This window comes from Janthinobacterium sp. PSPC1-1 (genome assembly GCF_049897625.1).
Lineage (GTDB): Bacteria > Pseudomonadota > Gammaproteobacteria > Burkholderiales > Burkholderiaceae_D > Janthinobacterium > Janthinobacterium tructae.
In genome coordinates, this window is record NZ_JAFCWP010000002.1 from 312,162 (window position 1) to 334,612 (window position 22,451).

Annotated in this window: 19 protein-coding genes; 14 read left to right on the top strand and 5 right to left on the bottom strand. The window is 61.7% G+C overall.

All coding sequences use genetic code 11. The features are described 5' to 3' along the window. The first annotated feature begins 1 nt into the window (after position 1). The 10 genes from ACP7EG_RS08920 (at position 2) to ACP7EG_RS08965 (ending at position 11,600) form a co-directional block, all read left to right on the top strand. Positions 2-1,606 carry a hypothetical protein gene (locus ACP7EG_RS08920; RefSeq protein ID WP_426087351.1) on the top strand — a complete coding sequence of 535 codons (1,605 nt, stop codon included), beginning with the start codon at positions 2-4 and terminating at the stop codon, positions 1,604-1,606. After that, positions 1,581-2,492 (top strand): glycerophosphodiester phosphodiesterase, encoded by a 912-nt coding sequence (locus ACP7EG_RS08925; RefSeq protein WP_426087352.1) that lies wholly within the window; start codon positions 1,581-1,583, stop codon positions 2,490-2,492. The genes ACP7EG_RS08920 and ACP7EG_RS08925 overlap by 26 nt, the downstream gene beginning before the upstream one ends. Before the next feature lie 193 nt (positions 2,493-2,685). Then, a complete protein-coding gene (locus ACP7EG_RS08930) occupies positions 2,686-3,711 on the top strand; it encodes a LacI family DNA-binding transcriptional regulator (protein ID WP_426087353.1) in 1,026 nt (341 codons plus the stop codon). After that, on the top strand, positions 3,711-5,198 hold the full coding sequence (locus tag ACP7EG_RS08935) for a sugar ABC transporter ATP-binding protein (RefSeq protein ID WP_426087354.1): 1,488 nt from the start codon (positions 3,711-3,713) through the stop codon (positions 5,196-5,198). The genes ACP7EG_RS08930 and ACP7EG_RS08935 overlap by 1 nt, the downstream gene beginning before the upstream one ends. Then, complete coding sequence (locus tag ACP7EG_RS08940; RefSeq protein WP_071079889.1) at positions 5,179-6,189, top strand: ABC transporter permease; 1,011 nt, start codon at positions 5,179-5,181, stop codon at positions 6,187-6,189. The genes ACP7EG_RS08935 and ACP7EG_RS08940 overlap by 20 nt, the downstream gene beginning before the upstream one ends. Positions 6,190-6,286: 97 nt before the next feature. Then, on the top strand, positions 6,287-7,222 hold the full coding sequence (locus tag ACP7EG_RS08945) for a substrate-binding domain-containing protein (protein WP_426087632.1): 936 nt from the start codon (positions 6,287-6,289) through the stop codon (positions 7,220-7,222). A gap of 78 nt (positions 7,223-7,300) precedes the next feature. Continuing rightward, positions 7,301-8,353 carry a sugar phosphate isomerase/epimerase family protein gene (locus tag ACP7EG_RS08950; RefSeq protein WP_426087355.1) on the top strand — a complete coding sequence of 351 codons (1,053 nt, stop codon included), beginning with the start codon at positions 7,301-7,303 and terminating at the stop codon, positions 8,351-8,353. Between the two features lie 9 nt (positions 8,354-8,362). Then, the gene (locus ACP7EG_RS08955; protein WP_426087356.1) at positions 8,363-9,511 is read left to right on the top strand and encodes a Gfo/Idh/MocA family protein; all 1,149 of its coding nucleotides are present in this window, start codon (positions 8,363-8,365) and stop codon (positions 9,509-9,511) included. Positions 9,512-9,526: 15 nt separating this feature from the next. Then, on the top strand, positions 9,527-9,814 hold the full coding sequence (locus ACP7EG_RS08960) for a 2Fe-2S iron-sulfur cluster-binding protein (RefSeq protein WP_426087357.1): 288 nt from the start codon (positions 9,527-9,529) through the stop codon (positions 9,812-9,814). 118 nt (positions 9,815-9,932) lie between these two features. Next, positions 9,933-11,600, top strand: a complete 1,668-nt coding sequence (locus ACP7EG_RS08965) for a PQQ-binding-like beta-propeller repeat protein (protein ID WP_426087358.1) — start codon at positions 9,933-9,935, stop codon at positions 11,598-11,600. A gap of 25 nt (positions 11,601-11,625) precedes the next feature. Here the strand turns inward: ACP7EG_RS08965 and ACP7EG_RS08970 are convergent, their stop codons facing one another. Then, a complete protein-coding gene (locus tag ACP7EG_RS08970) occupies positions 11,626-11,934 on the bottom strand; it encodes a hypothetical protein (RefSeq protein ID WP_141171364.1) in 309 nt (102 codons plus the stop codon). Positions 11,935-12,026: 92 nt separating this feature from the next. Between ACP7EG_RS08970 and ACP7EG_RS08975 the strand changes: the two genes are divergently transcribed. Continuing rightward, positions 12,027-12,296 carry a MoaD/ThiS family protein gene (locus tag ACP7EG_RS08975; RefSeq protein ID WP_426087359.1) on the top strand — a complete coding sequence of 90 codons (270 nt, stop codon included), beginning with the start codon at positions 12,027-12,029 and terminating at the stop codon, positions 12,294-12,296. A gap of 4 nt (positions 12,297-12,300) precedes the next feature. Further along, on the top strand, positions 12,301-13,407 hold the full coding sequence (locus ACP7EG_RS08980) for a WD40/YVTN/BNR-like repeat-containing protein (RefSeq protein WP_426087360.1): 1,107 nt from the start codon (positions 12,301-12,303) through the stop codon (positions 13,405-13,407). On the opposite strand, the gene ACP7EG_RS08985 is transcribed toward ACP7EG_RS08980, so the two are convergent. Further along, positions 13,380-14,003, bottom strand: coding sequence for a TetR/AcrR family transcriptional regulator (locus ACP7EG_RS08985; protein WP_096233196.1), 624 nt, complete (start codon positions 14,001-14,003; stop codon positions 13,380-13,382). The genes ACP7EG_RS08980 and ACP7EG_RS08985 overlap by 28 nt on opposite strands. 151 nt (positions 14,004-14,154) lie before the next feature. Here ACP7EG_RS08985 and ACP7EG_RS08990 point away from each other — a divergent pair, with 151 nt between their 5' ends. Then, positions 14,155-15,198 (top strand): MBL fold metallo-hydrolase, encoded by a 1,044-nt coding sequence (locus tag ACP7EG_RS08990; protein WP_426087361.1) that lies wholly within the window; start codon positions 14,155-14,157, stop codon positions 15,196-15,198. Positions 15,199-15,205: 7 nt separating this feature from the next. Here ACP7EG_RS08990 and ACP7EG_RS08995 read toward each other — a convergent pair whose 3' ends face one another. Then, positions 15,206-15,538: a hypothetical protein gene (locus tag ACP7EG_RS08995; protein WP_426087362.1), complete on the bottom strand. Its 333-nt coding sequence runs from the start codon at positions 15,536-15,538 to the stop codon at positions 15,206-15,208. A gap of 438 nt (positions 15,539-15,976) precedes the next feature. Between ACP7EG_RS08995 and ACP7EG_RS09000 the strand changes: the two genes are divergently transcribed. Then, complete coding sequence (locus tag ACP7EG_RS09000) at positions 15,977-16,987, top strand: substrate-binding domain-containing protein (protein WP_426087363.1); 1,011 nt, start codon at positions 15,977-15,979, stop codon at positions 16,985-16,987. A gap of 65 nt (positions 16,988-17,052) precedes the next feature. Here the strand turns inward: ACP7EG_RS09000 and ACP7EG_RS09005 are convergent, their stop codons facing one another. Both ACP7EG_RS09005 and ACP7EG_RS09010 read right to left on the bottom strand, forming a co-directional pair. After that, positions 17,053-18,147, bottom strand: a complete 1,095-nt coding sequence (locus ACP7EG_RS09005; RefSeq protein ID WP_426087364.1) for a type I restriction endonuclease — start codon at positions 18,145-18,147, stop codon at positions 17,053-17,055. A gap of 547 nt (positions 18,148-18,694) precedes the next feature. Next, positions 18,695-22,291 carry an indolepyruvate ferredoxin oxidoreductase family protein gene (locus tag ACP7EG_RS09010; protein ID WP_426087365.1) on the bottom strand — a complete coding sequence of 1,199 codons (3,597 nt, stop codon included), beginning with the start codon at positions 22,289-22,291 and terminating at the stop codon, positions 18,695-18,697. Positions 22,292-22,451: the final 160 nt, after the last annotated feature.

The window sequence follows — 22,451 nt, forward strand, 5'->3', positions numbered from 1 at the left end:
GATGGCCGCGAGTTTACGCAGTCTGCAAATCCGGCAGACCTTGATCCTGATCGCCCTGACGATTATGTATTTGTGTTTCGAGCTGGGCTTCAATGCCCGCTTGCTCGACGTGGTGGGCGGCAACGTCAAGCCGGAAGACGTGGAAGGGGTGGAATTCTATGGCCGCAGCCTGTCGGGCATCGCCGCCGCGCTGGTGGTGTTGCAACTGATGTGGCGCCGCCGGCTGAAGAACAATGGCAGCGGGCCCAGCTGGACAAAGATCATCGTTTGCTGCCTGGTGACGGCCGGCGTCGTCTTCGGCGTGCTGAAAACCACAGTGAATGTGCTGGTCAATACGCGCGACGCGGAATTTCGCCGCATGGCCTTCAATACCACCTTGTTGCAGCGCTCGCTGGTAGGCGGCAGCTTGCAGCTGCAAGGCCTGGTCGACGATCCCACCCTGTTCGCCAAGCCGGAAGGCAAGTCCTTCCTGGCCCTGTTCCCCTTCCTGGCCGTGTCCGTGCGGCATCTTGACGAGCGCATGGGGCCGGCCAAGGAGCAGCTGGTGCGCGCCAACGTGCGCCAGGTGGCGGGCGGCCCGTCCGGTTACTATGACAAATATCAGGAAGCCATGCGCGAGCTGGCCGGCAAGTGGGAACTGTATGCGGGCATCATCCCCGATAGCGATGCTGGCTTGCGTGCCAAGCAGCAATCCTCGTGGCAGGAGTATGTGAGCAGCCTGTCGCGGCGTGGCTGGCAACCGCACTCGGTGCCGATGCGGCGCCAGGCAGCCGTCGTCAACAATGTGCGCAAGAAAGTGCCCGTGCCCGCCAACTGGCGTACCGACGATGAGCAGGGCTTCCGCGCCGCCGTCAAGCGCCGCTACACTGCCGAGGCGGCCAGCAAGGGCGTTACCGTGCGCGGCGAGCGCATCCCGCCTGGCTTGCCGTTTACCGCCTTTGTCGCGCGCCCCGGCGTGCAGGCAGAATTGCGCGAAGCGTTGAAACTGCCGGCCAGTGCCACGGTGCAGGCATCGTATGCGAGTCCTGCCGAGTTCGGGCGTCTGTTCGACCAGTTCCTGGATCGCCAGACGGCGGAAAAACTGGTGGAATACCGCGCCAGCCGCACGGATTTTGAAGCGGGAGGCAGGTTCTTCCATGAAGGCAAGGAAGCGGCGCGCGCCGCCATCGTACCGCCCGTGGCCCTGTTTTTCTCGCTGCTGGGTGCCATCGGCCACTTTTCCAAATTGCTGTACTTGATCGCCACCGTCGTATTATTGCTGCTGGCCATGCGCCGGGGCGAGCAGGCGGGTGCCGATGGACAGCTGAGTCGCCGTTCCGCCTGGATCGCCACGGGCGTGCTGGCGACGGCCTTTGCGGGCACCTGGGGCATCTTGTCGGTGCTCGACAACAACGTCACGCGCAGCGACTTGTTCCGGCAAATGCTGGACTGGACGCGCCAGGGCGAGCCCGACAGCACGCGCTGGAATCTCGCCGGCAAGGCCATCCTGGCCAATATCACGCACGTCGTGGCGGTGGGGCAGGGCTATAGCTACCCCGTCAACGAAGCGATCCGCATCAATGTTTTGCAGGGAATTCATTATGGTTATCATCCGGGACAAAAATAAGGCGGCCGCCCTGGCCTTGCTGCTCTGCATGGCCAGCACGGCTGTCCAGGCCGACTGCCTGGGCATGAAGGTGCACGCCCACCGTGGCGCCGGCAATGCGCCGGAAAACTCGCTGAGCGCCCTGCGCAACACGTATTTCGGCACCTGGGACGGCGTCGAGACGGATTTGCAACTGCTGGGCGACGGCAGCTGGGTGGTGCACCACGATCTGCTGACGGGCAGAGTCGTCGATACGGGCTCGCCCCGCACCGTGAAGCAACTGACGGCCGATGACTGGCGCGCCGCCAGCATGAAGAACCGCGGCGTGCAGACGGCGGAAACGCCGCCCTTCGTTAGCGATATCGCCGGCCTGGCGACGGCTTTCCCGAACAAGACCCTGAACGCGGAAATCAAGGATGTCGTGTCGTCGTGCGCGCCCATCGCCACTCTGGTGGGGCAATTGCGTGCAAACATCAAGCATGGCAACTGGTTCCTGACCTCGGGCGTGCCGAACAACCTGGCGTGCGCGCGCCGCGCCGATCCGCAGGGTTATCTGGGTTTACTCGTGTTTGACGCGCGCAATGCACAGGCGGTCGGCGCGAACCGGGTCAGCCGCTATATCGCGAAAAATGCCCGTCCGCCCAAGCTCGACAAACCGTGGCTGCAGCGCGTGCAGCAGCAGATCGGCATGCCCGCCGGCGTGCACGTGGACGCGCGCAGCCTCGACGCCAATCCGAATTTACTCAGCGACGCCGCTGGCCTGAACATGCCCGTCTTCGTCTACGCCGTCGATGGCGACTCGGCCCTGGCCGCGTCCTTGCTGCGCGCCCAGCAGCGCAGCCACCGTTGGCCCAGCGGCGTCATTCTTGACGGCAATCCCGAAACGTTTTGCGCGATGATGAAGTAAGTTATCTCTTCTCTGCGAGACGGTGGTTTTGCCGTGCAGCAGAGCGCCTGGCAGCCCCAGAAATAGCAGCGTCCAACGGCCCGTGCCGGGCCGTTTTTTGCACATCTTTTGCGCACCGCAGCATCGATAATGTTTGCATCGCGCGCGCGACTGGCCTATAAATGTAATCGATTACATTTATATGAAAAGCACCATGCCGCCAGCCATCCCGTCTTCTTTGCCGACAGAAACCGTCTCCATCAGCGCCGTCGCCGCGCATGCGGGGGTGTCGGTGGCCACCGTCTCGCGTGTGATGAACGAGCAGGTTGGGGTGCGGGCGCCCACGCGCGACAAGGTGCTCGCTTCCGTGGCGGCGCTGGGCTACCGCATGAACCACCTGGCGCGCAGCTTGCGCACGGCCGAGAGCCGCATGCTGCTGACCATGGTGCCCGACGTGGGCAATCCTTTCTATGCGCAGATCGTGCGCGGCATCGACACGGTGGCGCGCGAGCACGGCTATTTCGTGCTGCTGTGCGACACGGGCGCCGATGCGGGCCGCGAGCGCTCCTATTTCGACTTGCTGCGCATGCACCGCGCCGATGGCGCCATCTGCCTCGACCCGGACACGGTGCAGCATGCGCTGTCGCATGAATCCGTCAGCCTGCCGTGGGTGGCCTGCTGCGAATTCGACCCCGCCGTGGCCGTGCCCTATGTCGGCATCGACAACCACCGCGCCGCCTCCGACGCCGTCGCACATCTGCTGTCGCGCGGCCATACGCGCATCGGCCTGATCAACTCCGATGAACGCTATCTGTACGCGCGGCAACGCCAGCAAGGTTACCTGGATACCCTGGCGGCCGCCGGCCTGCCCGTGCAGCCGCAGTGGGTGCACACGGTGCAAAGCCTCGACTATGAAGCGGGCACGGCCGCCACTTTGCAGATGATGGCCCAGCCAGACGCGCCGACGGCCATCTTTGCCGTCTCCGACACCCTGGCCATCGGCGTCTTGAGCGCGCTGCGCCAGTTGGGGAAACGCGTGCCGGAAGACGTGGCCGTGATTGGCTTCGACGATATCGCCATCGCCGCGCAGATCGCCCCCGGATTGACCACCATCGCGCAACCGATGCGCGAGCTGGGCGAGACGGCGGCGCGTTTATTGCTGCAGCGGCTGGCCAACCCGGCGGCCAGCGTGCCTGGCGTGCTGCTGCAACACCGATTAATTTTGCGAGGGAGTGCATAGTGAGCGTTGCCGTCGGTTTCGAGGGGGTTTGCAAGGATTTCGGCCCCGTGCGCGTCTTGCATGGCGTCAGTTTTACCTTGTCGCCCGGGCGCGTGTATGGTTTGCTGGGCGAAAACGGCGCCGGCAAGTCGACCCTGATGAAAATCCTCGCCGGCTACGAGAGCGTGAGCGAAGGGCAACTGCTGATTGATGGCCAGCCCCGGCATTTCAGCAGTTCGCGCGCGGCGGAGTCTGCCGGTATCGTGCTGATCCACCAGGAATTCAACCTGGCCGAGCACCTGACGGTGGCGCAAAACATGTTCCTGGGCCATGAGAAAACGCGCGGCTGGCTGCTCGACGAGGCCGCCATGCGCGAAGAAGCGTCGCGCTATTTGAAACAGGTGGGCCTGGAGGTGTCGCCCGAGACGAAAATACGCGACCTGATCGTGGCTGAAAAGCAACTGGTGGAAATCGCCAAGGCCCTGTCGCGCCGCGCCCGCTTCCTGATCATGGATGAACCGACTGCCACCCTGACGTCGTCCGAAACCCAGCGCCTGTTCGCCGTGATGGCGCAGCTGAAAAGCGATGGTGTCACCATCCTCTACATTTCCCACAAGCTCGACGAGGTGGAGCGCAATACGGATGAAGTCATCGTCATGCGCGACGGGCGTTTCGTCACGCGCGAACCGACGGCCAGCCTCACGCGCCAGCAGATGGCGAACCTGATGGTGGGGCGCGAATTGTCCGACATGTTCCCGGCGAAAGTGCCACTCGCGCCGGATGCGCCGATCCTGCTGAAGGTCGATGGCCTGTGCGTGCCCGGCTGGTCGAAAGACTTGTCCTTCGAGGTGCGCGCCGGGGAAGTGCTGGGCTTTGCGGGACTGGTGGGCGCGGGGCGCACGGAATCGTTCGAGGCACTGCTGGGCTTGCGCCCGCGCAGCGCGGGCACGATCGAGATCAATGGCCAGCCGGTGGATATTCGTACCCCCAGGCAAGCCATGCAGCACGGCATGACGTATTTGAGCGAAGACCGCAAGGGCAAGGGCTTGCACGTGAACCTGGGTTTACGCGAAAACCTCACTATGATGACGCTGCAGCGCTATGCGCGGCCGTGGCTCGATGTCAAGGCGGAGAAGGCGGCGCTGGCCAGGGCCGTGCTTGACTTCAATATCCGCACGGGCGACCTCGACAGCCGCGCGCGCATGCTGTCGGGCGGCAATCAGCAAAAGCTGGCGCTGGCGAAATACCTGCATTCGGACCCGCGTGTCGTCGTGCTCGACGAGCCCAGCCGTGGCGTGGACGTGGGCGCCAAGCGCGACATTTACTTTTTGATCCACCGCCTGGCCGCCGAAGGGCGCGCCGTGATCGTGATCTCGTCCGAACTGATCGAATTGATCGGCCTGTGCCACCGCGTGGCCGTGATGCGCGCCGGCACCTTGCAAGCCACCCTGTCTGCTGACCACCTGACCGAAGAGGAGTTGATTGCCCATGCAACCGGCACGCACTGACACTACTGAAGTATCCACCGTCGCCAAGCTGGGCGCGCGCATCAAGGGCTTTGGCCCCGTGCTGGGCTTGTTATCGCTGTGCATCGCGGGCACCTTGCTCAACGGCGACTTCGCCACCTTGGACAACCTGATGAACGTGCTCACGCGCACGGCCTTCATCGGCATCATCGCCGTGGGCATGACCTTCGTCATCATCTCCGGCGGCATCGATTTATCGGTGGGCTCGATGGCGGCGCTGATCGCCGGCTGCATGATCTATTTCATGAATGCGCTGGCGCAAGGCGCAGGCGGCGACCTGGCGCCCATCACCATGCTGGTGCTGGGCATCGCCATGGCCTTGATCCTGGGCGCCGGATTCGGCCTGATGCATGGCTTGCTCATTAGCAAGGGCAATATCGAACCGTTCATCGTCACCCTGGGCACCCTGGGCATCTTCCGCGCTGTCTTGACGTACCTGGCCGACGGCGGCGCCCTGACGCTGGATGCCACCCTGTCCGAGCTGTACAGCCCCGTGTATTACACGAGCGTGCTGGGCGCGCCGATCCCGATCTGGATTTTCCTGATCGTTGCGGCGGCCGGCGCCATCATTCTCAATCGCACCACCTTTGGCCGCCACGTGCAGGCGATTGGTTCCAACGAGCAAGTGGCGCGCTATGCGGCCATCAACGTCGACAGAGTCAAGATCGCCACTTACATGCTGCTGGGCGTCTGCGTGGGCATCGCCACCGTGCTGTACGTGCCGCGCCTGGGCTCGGCCACGCCGACGACGGGCTTGCTGTGGGAACTCGAAGCGATCGCCGCCGTCGTCGTGGGCGGCACGGCCCTCAAAGGGGGAGAAGGGCGCATCGTCGGCACCGTGATCGGCGCCATTTTGTTGTCCGTGATCAGCAATATCCTGAATTTGACCAGCATCATCAGTGTCTACCTGAATGCCGCAGTGCAAGGCGTGGTGATCATCGCCGTCGCCTTCCTGCAGCGAGGCCGCAAATAAAAACACAGCGGCGTTCTGAAAGGGCAGCCAACGGGCGCCCACAACCTTGGAGGAGAGCAGCATGAAGAGCTTTAGACGGGTAGCAGGGGTAGCAGGGATGGCAGTGCTGGTGATGCAGGCGTGGGCGCTGCCGAGTGCGCAGGCCGCAGACAAGCTGGTGGTGGGCGTCGCCATACCCACGGCCACGCACAGTTTTACGTCCGGCATCGTGTGGTGGGCGAACCAGGCCAAGGCGGAGCTGGAGAAAGCCCATCCGGGACTGAAAATCATCGTCAAGACGGCCGCCACGGCGCCCGAGCAGGCGAACCAGTTGCAGGACATGTTGACGGTGAACAAGATCAACACCCTGGTGATTTTCCCCATCGAGTCGGCTTCGCTGACGCAGCCCGTGGCGCAGGTGAAAAACAAGGGCGTGTACGTGACGGTGGTGGACCGTGGCTTGACGAACACGCAGTCGCAGGATGCCTACATTGCGGGTGACAATACGGCGTTTGGCAAGCTGCCGGCCGAGTACCTGGCGAAAAGTTTGAATGGCAAGGGCAATATTGTCGTGCTGCGCGGCATGCCGACCACCCTCGATAACGAGCGCTACGATGCATTCAGTGCCGTGATGAAAGGCCATCCCGAGATCAAGGTCCTGGATGCCAAGTATGGCAACTGGAACCGCGACGATGCCTTCAAGGTCATGCAGGATTATCTGACCCGCTTCAAGCATATCGACGCCGTCTGGGCCGCCGATGACGACATGGCCATCGGCGTGCAAAAGGCCATCGCGCAAGCCAAGCGCACGGACATCAAGCAAGTGTTCGGCGGCGCGGGCGCGAAGGGCGCCGTAAAAAAGATCATGGACGGTTCCGATCCGCTGATCGTGGCCGACGTGTCGTACTCGCCGAAGTTCATGTACGACGCCATCAAGCTGACGACGGAAGCGCGCCTGAAAGGTGATAAATTGCCGGCCAACACCATCATCCCGTCGGTGCTGATCACGCGCGAGAATGCCAAGCAGTTTTACTTTCCGAACTCGCCTTTTTAACGACACCCCAAAACAAGGGCTGGGGTCAGACCTTAAGGTCTGACCCCGGATTTCGGTTTGGGTTAACAGGACATCGATATGAAAACCATCCAGGGCCCGGCCATTTTCCTGGCCCAGTTTCTCGGCGACGAGCCGCCATTCGACTCGCTCGAGCACCTGGCGCAGTGGGCGGCCGGACTGGGCTACAAGGGCTTGCAGCTGCCCACGGCGCCGCGATTGTTCGATCTGGAACAAGCGGCCAATAGCCAGCAGTACTGCGACGATGTGAAAACCCTGCTGGAGCGCCACGGCTTGCAGGTGACGGAATTGTCGACGCATTTGCAGGGCCAGCTGATCGCCGTGCATCCGGCCTACGACGCGCTGTTCGACGGCTTTGCGCCCGAGCACGTGCGTGGCGACTCGGCTGCCCGCACGGTCTGGGCCACGCAGCAATTGCTGTGGGCGGCCAGCGCCTCGCAGCGCCTGGGTCTCACGGCGCACGTGACGTTTTCCGGCGCGCTGGCCTGGCCCTACCTGTATCCGTGGCCGCAGCGCCCCGCCGGACTGGTGGAGACGGCGTTTGCGGAACTGGCGAAACGTTGGCTGCCCATCCTCGACGCGTTTGATGCGGCCGGCGTGGACCTCTGCTATGAACTGCATCCGGGCGAGGATTTGCACGATGGCGTGACCTTCGAGCGCTTCCTGGCCGCCGTCAGCGATCACCCGCGCGCGTCCATCTTGTACGACCCCAGCCACTTCGTGCTGCAGCAGCTCGATTACCTGGCCTTCATCGACATTTACCATGCGCGCATCAAGGCGTTTCATGTGAAAGATGCGGAATTCCGGCCGAATGGGCGCCAGGGCGTGTATGGCGGCTATGGCGACTGGCAAGACCGGGCCGGGCGCTTCCGCTCGCTGGGCGATGGGCAGATCGATTTCAAGGCGATTTTTTCCAAGCTGGCGCAGTACGACTTTCCAGGCTGGGCCGTGCTGGAATGGGAATGCTGTCTGAAGCACCCGGAGGATGGGGCGGCCGAAGGGGCGCGTTTCATCCGCGAGCACATCATTCACGTGGCCGAACGCGCGTTCGACGATTTCGCCGGCAGCGCGGTGGACCAGGATCAAATCCATCACTTGCTTGGCTTGAAATAAGGAGACGACATGCAGCGACGCTTACGGCTGGGCATGGTAGGGGGCGGGCAGGGCGCATTCATCGGCGCCGTGCACCGCATCGCGGCGCGCATCGACGACCAGTATGAACTGGTGGCGGGCGCCCTGTCGTCCGGCCCGCAGCGCGCGAGAGAGAGCGGTGCCGCGCTGCATCTGGCGCCGGAGCGCTGCTACAGCGACTACCGCGCCATGGCGCAGGCGGAGGCCGCGCGTGCGGACGGCATCGAAGCGGTGGCCATCGTCACGCCGAACCATTTACACGCACCCGTCGCCACGGCGTTCCTGGAAGCGGGCATCCACGTGATCTGCGACAAGCCGCTGGGCATATCTCTGGCGGAGGGCCAGGCGCTGGCGGCGCTGGCGCAACAGAAAAACCTGCTGTTTGCGCTCACGCATACCTACAGCGGCTATCCGTTGCTGCGCCACGCCAGGGCCATGGTCGAGGCGGGCGAGATCGGCGAGCTGCGCCTCGTGCAAGTGGAGTATTCGCAAGACTGGCTGGCCGATGCGATCGCGGCCGGCGGCATGAACGAGGGCAACTGGCATAACGACCCGCACAAGGCCGGTCCCGGCGGCACCCTGCTCGACGTGGGCTTGCACGCGTACCACCTGGCGCAGTTCGTCAGCGGACTCACGCCGCATGCCGTGCTGGCGGAATTGTCGACCTTTGTTCCGCACCGCACTCTGGACGATCACGTGCAGGTGATGCTGCGCTACGCCAATGGGGCCAAAGGAACCCTGTGGGCCAGCCAGGTGGCGACAGGCTGCGAAAACACGGTGCGCCTGCGCTTGTTCGGCAGCAAGGCTCAGCTGGACTTTGACCAGGAACAACCAAATGCGCTGTGGTGTACGCCGCAGGGCGGCAACCGCCAACTGCTGCGCCCGGGCCGGGTCGACAGTGCGGCCGCGCGCCACGCCACGCGCGTGCCGGCCGGCCATCCGGAAGGTTATCTGGAAGCGTTCGCGCAGCTGTACCTGGATGCGGCCCTGGCCATCCGCGCCCTGCAGGCTGGCTTGCCCGTGCCCGAGGAAGCCAGCTGGCTGCCGACGGTGTTTGACGGCGTGGCGGGCCTGGCCTTTGCCGAGGCCGTGTTGCGCAGCCATGCGGCTGGCGCGCAGTGGACGACCTTGGCAAGCTGACTGTTACACTGGGGCATGCGCTCCTTTACCATCACCATCCTTCCGCAAGACTGGCAATTCCCGGCCGACGCGGGCACCACCGTGCTGGCCGCCGCAGAGCTGGCCGGCATCCGCCTGCTCAGTTCCTGCCGCAACGGCACTTGCCGCACGTGCATCTGCCACATGCCCGAAGGAAAGATACGCTACACGGTGGACTGGCCCGGCATCAGCCCCGATGAACGGCTCGACGGCTACATCCTGCCCTGCGTGGCCGTGGCAGAAAGCGATCTCACCTTGCAGGCGCGGGCCGTGCGCCGCACTTGATGTTGCCTTGCACTGGTGACAATGTGTGATATTTTTCACATTTTTTCATGTTAAAAGATTCGATGGGTTTTGCATCTTGCCATGGTGGCGGATGGGAAAGCCAGAACATGGAAGATACATGACTATAACGATGCAAGGATCGTACCGCGCCGCCGCGTTACCTGCCCTGATGCTGGCGTTGCCATTCATCGCCAGTTGTGGCGGAGGGGGCGGAGTCTTCGGGCCGGAAGAGCGCCGCGTGCTGCACCTGTCTGAAGTGAGCAGCAACTGCAACATGGCGCCGGGTGAAGCCTGTACCGACGTGAACGTGGTGGTGCGCAGCGATTTGGCCGAGCGTCCACTGTGGAGCGCCACCGACGCGAACGGTGTGACTGTTTTCCAGCTATCGGATCATCAGAAACTATCGGACAACAGCTGGCGCATCACCTTCAAGCCCGTGCCTGGCCTGGCGCCTGGCACCTACACGGGACGGATTACGCTGTCTCCCCTGAATTTGTTCGAATTCGAATACAGAAATTTGCCCGAAAGCATCCCATACCAGGTGGTGGTGGCGCCGCTCAAGGGCAATATGCCGGCCCTGGGCGCGTTGCCGGGTGCGGTGGACTGGGAAGGCACGAATGGCAATGCGGCACACACGGGTCTGGTGCCCGTCGATCTCGATGCGGGCAAATTTTCGCGCCGCTGGACGTGGGAATACGCTGGCGGAGAAAAAACTTATCGTGTGAGTCCGCCAGTGGCCGCGAATGGCCTCGTCTATTTCTCGCTGGAGCAATCCGCGGCGGATAGCCAGGATGCGAAGAAAATCATCTATACCAATACCTTGATGGCCCTGTCCGAGCACGACAGCAGCGTGCAATGGCGCACGCCGCAGACGCTCGATGGCGCACTGAGCGCGCCTGGCGTGTCGGGCACGCGCCTGGCGATGGCGGGCTTGGCCAGCGTCCATACGTTTGACGCCGTGAGCGGCGTCAAGCTGGCCACTGCCACGCAGCCGCAGACGAACGGCATCCTGACGGGGACGTCACCGCTGACCGCTCCGACGCTGGCTGGCGCAAGCGTCTATGTCGGCGGCAATAACGATGTGATCAGCGCGGAGGCCACGACGGCCCGCAATCTGTGGTCCGCCAGCCTGGGATTGTCGAAGTTGGGCAATGTCGACGAGTGGACGCCGGCCGTGAATGCCACTACGGTGTACAGCAATACGGCGGGTACCTTGAGCGCGTTCAATCGTGCCGATGGCGCGCAGCAATGGAGCGTGGCCGTGCCGGGAAAGGTGGTGACTGGATTGAGCCGGTCCAGCCTGTATCAGGCACCCGTGCTGGCCGATGCGCACAGCGTACTGCTGTTGAACCAGCGTCTTCCCACTAGTTTTCCCGTTGACAACAGCCTGACCCTGGTCGACACGGATAGCCGCCAAGTGCGCTGGAGCGTCAATGGCCAGTTCACCACGCAGCCCGTGGTGGCGCAGGGCGTGTTGTATGCGGGCAATCACGCCACGGCGTCGCTCGAAGCGCGCAGCCTGGCGACGGGTGCCGTGCTGTGGAGCTGGCCCCTGTCGGCGGTCAAGGAAGAGCGCTTTGGAGGCGACCTGATCGTCACCAACAAGCTGCTGTTTATTGCTGGCCAGAAGGGTACGTACGCGCTGGACCTGGCCAGCCAAAAAACCGTCTGGAGTTTCCGGATTGCCGGCACGCTGGCATTGTCGCGCAATGGCGTGCTCTACATCCGTTCGGTGAGCGACAACGGCAACGGCATGTCGCGCGTGACGGCCATCAACTTGCAGTAAACGAGGGTGCTGCTGCGGCAGGCTGTCAGGGCTTGCCGCCCTTCAGCCGCTGCAGCAGCGCATCCACGCTGTCGCTGACGGGCAAGCCATGGCGGCGCAGCAGTTGCACGTGCAGCACCAGGTTTTCCAGCACCAGCTTGGCCGCCACTGCCAGCAGGGCCAGGTTGCGGTCTTCCGGGCTGAAACTTTCCATCGCATCGGCCATCTCGCACAGGTGGTTGGCGATCAGGCCGCGCAATTCCTGCTCGTCGAAAGGCAGGTCGGCAAAATCGATGGGATCGGCCACTTCCACTTCCTGCATCAGCACCGCTAGTTCTTCCGGGGTAATCGTCATGCCTGGCCTCCTTGTGTGCTTGCCGCTATTTTAATTGTATTGGCCGCACAGCGGACTAGAATGAGTCGAGGCCGACGACGTCGAAGGGCAGCATGGCGCATCTGCATTTTACCCGGCAACTGGCACGTTTCCTGGCCGTCCCCACCGTGGACGTGGCCGCGCCACGCCTGCGCGCCGCTCTCAATGCCGCGTTTGCGCAGCAGCCGCGCCTGCGTGGCTACGTGCTTGACGAGCAGGGCGCGTTGCGCCCCAACGTGGTGATCTTCATCGATGGCGCCCGCTGCCGCGAGCGGCGCGTGCTGGACGACGTCTTGCGGCCCGACAGCCAGGTGTATATCTTGCAGGCACTTTCAGGAGGTTGACGCCATGACAGCAGTTCCGCAACGCGCGTATCTCGGCACCCGCAAGGGGCTGTTCCAGTTCGATGTCGATGCGGCCGGCGCCTGGCAGCTGGCGCTGGTGCAGTTTGCCGGCGACCCCGTCTCCATGCTGCTGCACGATGGGCGTGACGGCACCCTGTACGCGGCCCTGAACCTGGGCCACTTCGGCGCCAAGCTGCACCGCCTGGACAGGGGCAGTTCCACATGGCAAGAGATCGCCGTGCCCGCCTATCCCGCCAAGCCGGAAGACAGCAGCGATACGGTGGACTGGACCTTGCGGCAGATCTGGTCGCTGGCGGCCGGTGGCGCGGACCAGCCCGGCGTGCTGTGGGCGGGCACCCTGCCTGGCGGTCTGTTCCGTTCCGCCGACTGCGGCGACAGCTGGCAGCTGGTCGAGTCCTTGTGGCACGTGCCGCAGCGGGCGCAGTGGTTTGGCGGCGGCTACGACGTGCCCGGCATCCACAGCATTTGCGTCGATCCGCGCGACAGCAGCAAGGTGCTGGTCGGCGTATCCTGCGGCGGCGTCTGGCAAACGCTCGATGGCGGCGCCAGCTGGGCCTTGAGCGCGACGGGCATGCGCGCCGACTACATGCCGCCCGAGCTCGATGAAAACGAAGCCGTGCAAGACCCGCACCGCATCGTGCGCAGCGCGGGAACGCCCGAGGCGCTGTGGTGTCAGCACCATAACGGCATCTGGCGCTCGCAGGACGCCGGCTGGCACTGGCAGGAAGTGACGACGGCGCCGCTGTCGCATTTCGGCTTTGCCGTGGCCGTGCATCCGCGCGATGGCGACACGGCCTGGTTCGTGCCCGCGCAGGCGGACGTGCTGCGCATACCGCAGGACGGCGCGCTGGCCGTGACGCGCACGCGCGATGGTGGCAAGACGTTTCAGGTGTTGCGCGCCGGATTGCCGCAGCAGCATTGCTACGACCTCATCTACCGCCATGGGCTGGCGCTGGCCGACGATGGGCGCAGCTTGCTGATGGCGTCAACGACGGGCGGCGCCTGGTATTCGAGCGACGAGGGCGAGCATTGGCAGACCATCTCTGCCCATTTGCCGCCCGTTTATGCCGTCTGTTTTGCCACGCCGTAGTAGCACAGGAAGATATCGACGGCCAGTTCCGCCACTTCGCGCCGGCGTGCCGGGCCCAGCAGAGGCTCACCTAGGGTGATCTGTGGCCAGAATGCAAAGGTTTTTAAGGGCGACATCAGCAGGTGCGCCACTTCCACCGTCTCGCCCGCCTTGATGCGCCCATCTTGCTGCGCCGCGCGGATCCACAGATACAGGCCCGTTTCCTTTTCATTCAGGCGCGCCACCATCGCTTGCGCGCGCGCGGGCGAGTGGATGGTTTCGCCAAAGATCACGCGCGCCAGGTCGATGAATGCCGGGTCGCACAGCAAACCCATTTTCTGCTCGACCAGGGCCAGCACCTGCGGGCGCAGCGGCTGGTCCGCAAGATAGGGCACGGCGGGCTGGGCCACGCTGCTTTCCCACATGCGCCGCAGGATTTCCGCGAACAGTTCATCCTTGCTGGGGAAATGGTTGTACACGGTGCGCTTGGAAACGGCGGCCGTGGCGGCGATCCTGTCCATGCTGGTCGCGTCAAAACCGTGCTCGCGGAACTCGGCGATGGCGGCATCGACGATGGCGACGCGCTTGCGGTCGGTGAGGCGTTGCGGTGCGGCCATGGCGGGAAATCTCCTTTGAAAACAATATTTTACACCTCCTGGTTTACTTTGCTCGAAATAGGAACTACACTGTGTAGTGTAATTTAATCCTTGTGTTTTATTGACCGGATCGCATATGCACCGCATCTTATTCTTGGGAGTCCTGATCATCATGAGTTCTTGCACTTTGCGCGCCGCGCCTGTCACGCCGACTGAATCGCCACAACACCAGGACGGCAAGTTCCGCAATCCCGTGCAGATGCACAAGCTGGGCACGGCAGCAACGCTGAAGCTGATGTGGACATTTCTCTTTGATAAGCCCGACAGCACGGTGCCGGCCGCTGCCGTACCCGTGCAAGCCTTGAGCCAGGCGCAGTTGCTGGCCGCGCCCGACAACAGCCTGTTTCGCCTCGGTCACTCGACCCTGCTGCTGAAACTGAACAACGAATTCTTCCTCACCGATCCCGTGTTTTCCGAGCGCGCCTCGCCGGTGCAATGGGCGGGACCAAAACGTTTTCACCAGCCGCCCATCAGCATCGCCGACTTGCCGCCGATCAAGGCCGTCATCCTGTCGCATGACCATTACGACCACCTCGACCATGCCGCCGTGCTGCAACTGGCCGCCAAGACCGAACATTTTGTTGCGCCGCTGGGCGTGGGTGACACCCTGGTTGCCTGGGGAGTGCCGGCCGCCAAGGTGCGGCAATTCGACTGGTGGCAGGGCACCACGATTGCCGGCGTGAAACTCGTCGCCACGCCCTCGCAGCATTTCTCCGGGCGCGGCTTGTTTGATGGCAACCAAACCCTGTGGGCGTCGTGGGTCATCGACGCACCGGACGTGCGCGTGTTTTTCAGCGGCGACTCCGGCTATTTCGGCGGTTTCAAGCAGATCGGCGACAAGTACGGCCCGTTTGACGTGACCATGATCGAGACGGGCGCCTACGACAAGCTGTGGCCGGACGTGCACATGCAGCCGGAACAGACCCTGCAGGCTCACCTGGACTTGCGCGGCAAGTGGCTGATGCCCGTGCATAACGGTACCTTTGACCTGGGGCTGCACGCCTGGCATGAACCGTTCGACCGCATCACGGGGCTGGCGGCCAAGCAGGGTGTGCACCTGGCCACACCGCAGATGGGCGAGACGGTCGACCTGACGCAACCGCAGAAGGGGAATAAATGGTGGCTGGCGATGCTGGAAGAGGAAATGGCCAGGTAAAGCTGGTTCAGGCCGTCACGTTGATCAGGCGGCCCAGGGTCTGGCCATAGCTGTTCAGCTGGGGCGTGCTTTTCGGCGTGGAGGGGAGCGCCTGCTGCGGCACGGCCAGCTTGATCGCCTGATCCAGTTGCGGCGCCTTCACGGCGGCAGGGGCATCGGCCTGGGCTTGCTGGCTGCTGCGCTGCGTCTGGCTCAGCGACTCCTGTTCCCGCGCCAGCGACTGGCGGCTTTGCGCCAGTTGCTCCTTGTCGCGCTGTACCTGGTTCTGGCCTTGCTCGACCCGGCGTTGCGCCGTGGCCAGCGAGGCTTGCAGATTGTTGACGGACGTTAGCGTGACCACATTGTTCACCTTTGAAAGTATGTCCAGGCGTGCGCAGAAGAGGAAGAATGCAGGCCGGGGGGGCGCGACATGTCTGCAGGTAATCTTCACCTGAATCAAGAGTAGGACAAATTCTCGCATAGTTCCAGCTAATTATGTTTTCTTGATAATTTTATCGTGCGCGCCCCGTGTTGCCGAACTGGCATGCCGAAGCTGGCGACGCGATGCTCAAAGTGAGTGCACGCTTCCGTCACTTGGCCTTGACTGTCTGCCATGGCCGATGCCCCGCTGCGAAGAGGGCAGCACTGGTCACATTTAAAACATTGCTTTTTAAATAGTCAATATGTTGTTGTTTTTCTACCATGGCGGCGCACGGTAATGCGCGGCCTGCTTGGCGCTCTGGGCTATAATTGACGGTCAGAGTTGGTTTTTTTTGCCATACAGACAGGTAGTTAACACATGAATCTCAAGAGCCTCGCAATTGCCCTCGGCATGTCGAAAACGACAGTCAGCAGGGCGTTGAACGGCTATCCGGAAGTCAATTCCCGCACCCGTGAAATCGTCCTGGCCGCCGCCAAGAAAGTCGGCTACCGGCCCAACCCGCTGGCGCGCAGCCTGGCCGTCGGCCGTACCAATGTGCTGGGCATGATCTATCCCCTGCTGCCCAGCGATCTGGGCGACAGCGTCTTCCTTTCCGTGGTGAATGGCATGTCGGACGCCGTGGAAGCGTCGAAGATGAGTCTCATCATCGCCCCCGTGTCGCCGCAGAACGAGCAGCCCTCGTATGAAACCATGGTGCGCGGGCGCCAGGTCGATGGCCTAGTGGTGGGCCGCACCAAGGTGGTCGATGAACGCATCGCCTACCTGACGAAGGTGGGGTTTCCCTTTGTCGCGAATGGCCGCACGCGCATCGACGCGCCATACGCGTATTTTGACTACGACAATGACACGGGCATTGACCTGGCCGTGTCTTTCCTGGCGGCGCATGGCCACCAGCGCATCGCCCTGCTGAGCGCGCCGCTGGATTTGCATTTTGCCTATGAGCGCAAGGAAAGCTTTATCCGCTGCATGGCGCAAGCGGCTTTGCCGCTCGATCCCCACTATCTGCTCGACAATACTTTTGATCGCCGCAGCGGCTACCAGGCCATGCAGCAATTGCTGGCCTGTTCGCCCCGTCCCACGGCTGTCATTGTCGACAACCACCTGTCCGGCGTGGGCGTGGTGCGCGCCCTGATGGATGCGGGCATCGAGATCGGCAAGGAAATCTCCGTCATCGTCTGGGGCAATGTGGAAGACACCTTGATCGGCATCAACGTCACCACCATCAACCAGCCCGACCTGCGCCGCGCTGGCGCCAAGATGGTGGAAATGCTGCAATCCCTGCTGGCCGGCACGCCGCCGGAACGCTTGCAGGAAATCTGGCAACCGGTGTTGTTGCCGGGGGCGACCGTGGGGCGCTGCGCGGATTGAATCAGCATGCGTTGCAAGTCCGGGACTCGCCCCGGACTTGGTTCTACGGCATCTAATGCTATCTCTTACGCTGTTTTCTCGCCATCTTCCGCAGGCAAATGCATCAGGACGGTAGCCTTCAATTGTTCTGCATGGGTGTACAGATCGTCTAGGCTGGCAATTGGGAACTTTTCCTCTTCCCTCTTTTGATTGAACAGGCCAATGGCAAGTTTTTCAGTATTGTTGAAGCGTAGGCGGCAAACTGGCTTACGATTATTGTCGTCTAACAAGATTGCACAGTAACTCTGCGAATCACGCATGACAATGCGGCGCGAACTGACAACACCTCGCAGTATCGCGCGGATGATGTGCAATCCTTCGATCTCTTCTGGTGTCGTGATGATCGGGTTTTCAACGACACCTTCAGGAGGAATGACTGGCGCCAGTTCTTGTGCCGGCGATGATTCCGGCGTCATTGCACCCTTGAGGCGATCATTGATGCGCTCCCCCAATAATTGCTCAAATGCCCGTTTAGTAATGACGGTAAATTGATCTTTGACAGCGGGTGTAAAGCGCTTTCCTCCGAGTAAATCTGATGACAGTATTTTTACAAATTCTTCGGAGGGATTGAGTGTCCATTCTGCCAGGCGATTCTGGATGGCACGCGTATATTTTAGATCGTTCGCTGTCGTCAATATGGTATCGACGTCGAATTGGGATTTTGCAAATTTCTTGAGTTCATCCACATCCCGCTCTTTGAAGTCCAGAATATTAAACTCAAAGAAGGGTTTTTCGTCCATCTTGTTGGGTTGCTCAAGGTCGGTGAAGAATTTATAGGTAAGTCCATTTGTCAACACACCGAATCGTGCTGCAGTGACATGGAAATATCTGAACAATTGCCCAGCATGATTGATGCTCAGGTCTCCACCACTTTTCTTGCATTCGAAGAGAATAATTGGCTTGCCATCACTGAGAATGGCGTAATCGACTTTTTCTCCCTTTTTTGTACCGACGTCGGCAATTAATTCTGGTGTCACTTCCGTGGGATCGAATACGTTGTAGCCCAACATCTGGATGAAAGGCATGATCATCGCGTTTTTTGTGGCTTCCTCCGTCTGGATCATATCCTTGGTCGCTGCGATTCGGGAGGCAAGTGCTCTGAGTTGGTCGATTAAATCCATTGCTTTTCCTATGACGTGGGTAGAAATGCGTGAACGTACTCGTTCCTGTTGAAGTACAGAATGAACGAATAAGTTTTGCACGAATTTCGTCTTCGTGGCAATGAAAATCGGATTTTATGAAAAAGGAAAATTCAGAGAAAAATTATGAGACGATTTAGATAGCGTAAATGAAATTATTTTTATTGAAAATATAAACAATTTAATATTTCTTGAAAAGCCGCCGTCACGAGTCCTATTGGGATTGGCAAAGGCAGTCAGATGCTCGATAAGGTGCTCTTTATTGCCAGACAGGCTCAGCTTCCAATCCAATCCAGTTCCTTGATCTCATGCGGTACCGGGTCGCGGCTTGACTGAAGCAGCGCGATGGCCCGGGTGACCCAGTGCTTGGTCATGTGATAGTAAGTGACTGATTTTTATGAGGAATGTGATGTTGTCGTTTTTCTGGTGTAATAAAAAATGTGCAGGCTTGAACGAAAATGCGCTATGCCGGCAGTGTGTACTGCTGCCGACATAGCGCATTGTGAATCAAGTGCTGTAGCTTAGAGTCTTAGGCCGCGCGCTTGCTTCCATCTGCCAGCACCGCCAGCAATCGCGCCTTGTCCTGGCGATACGTGGCGACGGCCGCTTCCTTGACGTGGCCGAAGCCGCGGATTTTTTCGGGCAAGGACGCCAGTTCCACGCAGGTGGCCAGGTTCTCCGCCGTCAGGCTAACCAGCAGGCCGGCCAGCAGTTCGCGGTATTCGACGATCAGGGCGCGCTCCATCTTGCGCTCGGCCGTATAACCGAAGACGTCGAAGCTGCCGCCGCGTAAGCTTTTTGCTTTGGCCAGCAGCTTGAAGGCGCGCCACATCCAGGAACCGAACTCCGCTTTTACTAAATGCCCTTTCGCATCTTTCTTCGCGAACAGCGGTGGCGCCAGGTTGAATTTCACGGAGAAATTGCCTTCAAACTGCTGCTGCAATTGCTCCACGAAACGGCCATCCGTGTACAGGCGCGCCACTTCATATTCGTCCTTGTAGGCCAGCAATTTGAAATAGCTCTTGGCCACGGCGGTCGACAGCTTCTGCCCCAGTCCCAGGGTATTCTCGCGGTCGCGCACCTGTTTCACCAAGGTGGAATAACCATCCGCATACGCGGCATTTTGATACGCGGTGAGGAACTCCACGCGCTTCTTGATGACGCTATCGAGGCTTTGCGGCATTTGCACGAGGATCGCTTGCGACGGCGTGGCGATTTGTGTCACCTTGCGCACGTCGACGGCGGCGCGGCGGCCCCACAAAAAGCTCTTCTTGTTCGACTCGATGCCCACGCCATTGAGTTCAATGGCGCGCAGCAGGGCCGCTTGCGTCAGCGGGATGCGGCCCTTTTGCCAGGCGTAACCGAGCATGAACAGGTTGGCGGCGATGGATTCGCCCATCAGCGCGGTAGCCAATTTTGTGGCGTCGATGAAGTCGGCCGCCTCGGCGCCGCCCACGGATTCCTCGATCAGCTGGCGCACTTCCGCCGTTGGATATTGCCAGTCGGCATTCTGCGCAAACGTGCCCGGCGGCTGTTCGTGCAGGTTGACGACGGCCAGGCTTCTACCTGGACGCATTTTCGACACGGCATCCTGCGCGCCGGCCGTCAGCATGTCGCAGCCTAAAATCAGGTCCGCTTCGCCCGTGGCGATGCGCTGGGCGCGGATGTGCGCAGGGGACTTGGCGATTTTCACGTGCGAGGTGACGGAACCGTTCTTTTGCGACATGCCCGTCATATCCAGCACGGACGCGCCCTTGCCTTCCAGGTGGGCTGCCATGCCCATCAGCGCGCCCACGGTGATGACGCCCGTGCCGCCGATGCCGTTGATGAGGATGTTGTACGGTGCGTCGCAGGCGGGTAATACAGGTTCCGGCAGCGGACCGAAGTTGTCCGTCTCACCCGGCTTGCCCGCGCCCGTCTTGGTTTTTTTCAGGCTGCCGCCTTCGACGGTGACGAAGCTGGGGCAGAAACCCTTGGCGCACGAATAATCCTTGTTGCATGAGGATTGGTCGATGGTGCGTTTGCGGCCAAACTCCGTTTCCTTCGGCAGGATCGAGACGCAGTTCGACTGCACGCCGCAGTCGCCGCAGCCTTCGCAGACGGCATCGTTGATGACCATGCGTTTGGCCACGTCCGGATACTCGCCTTTTTTGCGGCGCCGGCGCTTTTCGGCCGCGCAGGTCTGGTCGTAGATCAGCACGGACACGCCTTGCACTTCGCGCAATTCGCGCTGCACGGCATCCATGTCCTTGCGGTCGTGCAGGGTCAGGTGGGTGGGCAGGTTCGAACGGTCGCTGTAGCGGCTCAAATCTTCCGTCACCAGCGCGATGCGGGCGATACCTTCGGCCGCCACCTGCTGCGCCATCATCGGTACGGTAATCAAGCCGTCCACGGGCTGGCCGCCTGTCATGGCGACGGCGTCGTTGTAGAGGATTTTGTAGGTGATGTTGACCTTGGCCGCCTGCGCGGCGCGGATGGCCAGATAGCCGGAATGGAAATACGTGCCGTCGCCCAGGTTCTGGAATACGTGCGGCAGTTCGGAGAATGCGGCTTGGCCGATCCACGGCGCGCCTTCGCCACCCATGTGCGTGGTCAGCTTGTTCATTTCCGGGTAAATCGAGGTGGCCATCACGTGGCAACCGATGCCGGCCAGGGCCAGGCTGCCTTCCGGCACCTTGGTCGAGGTGTTGTGCGGGCAACCGGAGCAGTAAAACGCGGGGCGGAACGGCGTGTTGACGGCCTTCTTCAATACCGCATCCTTGGCGTCGAGGAAGCTCAGCCGCGCCTTGATCAGGTCGCAGGTGACGGGGTCGGAAATCAGGCGCGCGATGCGGCTGGCGATGACTCTGGCCACTTGCGAGACGGAAAAGTCTGCCTTCGAGGTGAGCAGCCATTCGCCGCGCGGCGCCACCCATTCGCCTTTTTCGTCGAACTTGCCGATGACACGTGGACGCACGTCGTCGCGCCAGTTGTACAGCTGTTCCTTGAGCTGGTATTCGACGATTTGCCGCTTTTCTTCGACCACGAGAATTTCATCGAGGCCTTGCGCAAACTCACGTACGCTGTCCGGTTCCAGCGGCCACGGCATGGCGACCTTGAACAGGCGCATGCCGACCTCGGCCGCCATCTGCTCGTCGATGCCCAGTTCTTCCAGCGCTTCCAGCACGTCCAGGTAGGACTTGCCGGAAGCGATGATGCCCAGCTTGGCGTTCGGGCTGTCGATGGTGGTGTGGTTGAGCTTGTTTTCGCGCGCGTAGGCCAGGGCTGCGTAGATCTTGTAGTCCTGCATCAGCGCTTCCTGGTTGCGCGCCTGCTGGCCCAGCGGGATGCTCGACAGGCGCGCGTTCAGGCCGCCTTCGGGCATGATGAAATCCTGCGGGATTTTGACTTCCACGCGGAACGGGTCGGCATCGATGGAGGCCGACGATTCGACCGTGTCGGCCAGGGCCTTGAAGGCCACGGTGCAGCCGGAAAAGCGCGACATGGCCCAGCCGTGTATGCCCAGGTCCAGGTATTCCTGCACATTGCAAGGATACAAGACCGGGATCATCGAGGCGGAGAACAAATGGTCGGACTGGTGTGGCAGGGTCGACGAATACGCACCATGGTCGTCGCCAGCCACCAGCAGCACGCCGCCCAATTTCGAGGTTCCCGCATGGTTCATGTGCTTGAAGACATCGCCGCAGCGGTCCACGCCCGGGCCCTTGCCGTACCACATGGCGAACACGCCGTCGTACTTGGCCGGGCCGATCAGGTCCACCTGCTGCGAACCCCAGACGGCCGTGGCGGCCAGGTCCTCGTTGACGCCGGGCACGAACTGCACATGGTGTTGTTCCAGGTGCTGCTTGGCTTTCCACAGGTTTTCATCGAGGCCGCCCAGGGGCGAACCGCGGTAGCCGGAGATGAAACCGGCCGTGTTGAGGCCAGCGGCCTGGTCGCGCAGGCGCTGCATCATGGGCAGGCGCACGAGGGCCTGGATGCCGGACAGGAAGATGGCGCCGGAAGTGGCGGTGTATTTGTCGTCGAGGCTGACGCTGGTCAAACGGGAAGTGTCGGGGGGCGTAGATGGCGCGGCACCGGCGTTTCTAGCGAACGCTGCGGAGCCGTTTTCCGTGGTCACGGACATGGCTGTCTCCAAAAGGGTGTTTCAGATAGCGGCTGTACAAGGGGCGCACCCGGTAAGGCGCGCACTGTGCAGACGGGATGGCCGCGTGTGGGCGGCACATAACTATTTTAAATTTAAAATAGTTAATGTGGTCAGTGTAGAACGACCGAGGGGAAGGGGC

Coding starts and splice junctions, on each gene's coding strand:
- ACP7EG_RS08920 (WP_426087351.1), top strand. CDS start 2: ATGGCCGCGAGTTTACGCAGTCTGCAAATCCGGCAGACCTTGATCCTG.
- ACP7EG_RS08925 (WP_426087352.1), top strand. CDS start 1,581: ATGGTTATCATCCGGGACAAAAATAAGGCGGCCGCCCTGGCCTTGCTG.
- ACP7EG_RS08930 (WP_426087353.1), top strand. CDS start 2,686: ATGCCGCCAGCCATCCCGTCTTCTTTGCCGACAGAAACCGTCTCCATC.
- ACP7EG_RS08940 (WP_071079889.1), top strand. CDS start 5,179: ATGCAACCGGCACGCACTGACACTACTGAAGTATCCACCGTCGCCAAG.
- ACP7EG_RS08945 (WP_426087632.1), top strand. CDS start 6,287: ATGGCAGTGCTGGTGATGCAGGCGTGGGCGCTGCCGAGTGCGCAGGCC.
- ACP7EG_RS08950 (WP_426087355.1), top strand. CDS start 7,301: ATGAAAACCATCCAGGGCCCGGCCATTTTCCTGGCCCAGTTTCTCGGC.
- ACP7EG_RS08955 (WP_426087356.1), top strand. CDS start 8,363: ATGCAGCGACGCTTACGGCTGGGCATGGTAGGGGGCGGGCAGGGCGCA.
- ACP7EG_RS08960 (WP_426087357.1), top strand. CDS start 9,527: ATGCGCTCCTTTACCATCACCATCCTTCCGCAAGACTGGCAATTCCCG.
- ACP7EG_RS08965 (WP_426087358.1), top strand. CDS start 9,933: ATGACTATAACGATGCAAGGATCGTACCGCGCCGCCGCGTTACCTGCC.
- ACP7EG_RS08970 (WP_141171364.1), bottom strand. CDS start 11,934: ATGACGATTACCCCGGAAGAACTAGCGGTGCTGATGCAGGAAGTGGAA.
- ACP7EG_RS08975 (WP_426087359.1), top strand. CDS start 12,027: ATGGCGCATCTGCATTTTACCCGGCAACTGGCACGTTTCCTGGCCGTC.
- ACP7EG_RS08980 (WP_426087360.1), top strand. CDS start 12,301: ATGACAGCAGTTCCGCAACGCGCGTATCTCGGCACCCGCAAGGGGCTG.
- ACP7EG_RS08985 (WP_096233196.1), bottom strand. CDS start 14,003: ATGGCCGCACCGCAACGCCTCACCGACCGCAAGCGCGTCGCCATCGTC.
- ACP7EG_RS08990 (WP_426087361.1), top strand. CDS start 14,155: ATGAGTTCTTGCACTTTGCGCGCCGCGCCTGTCACGCCGACTGAATCG.
- ACP7EG_RS09000 (WP_426087363.1), top strand. CDS start 15,977: ATGAATCTCAAGAGCCTCGCAATTGCCCTCGGCATGTCGAAAACGACA.
- ACP7EG_RS09005 (WP_426087364.1), bottom strand. CDS start 18,147: ATGGATTTAATCGACCAACTCAGAGCACTTGCCTCCCGAATCGCAGCG.
- ACP7EG_RS09010 (WP_426087365.1), bottom strand. CDS start 22,291: ATGTCCGTGACCACGGAAAACGGCTCCGCAGCGTTCGCTAGAAACGCC.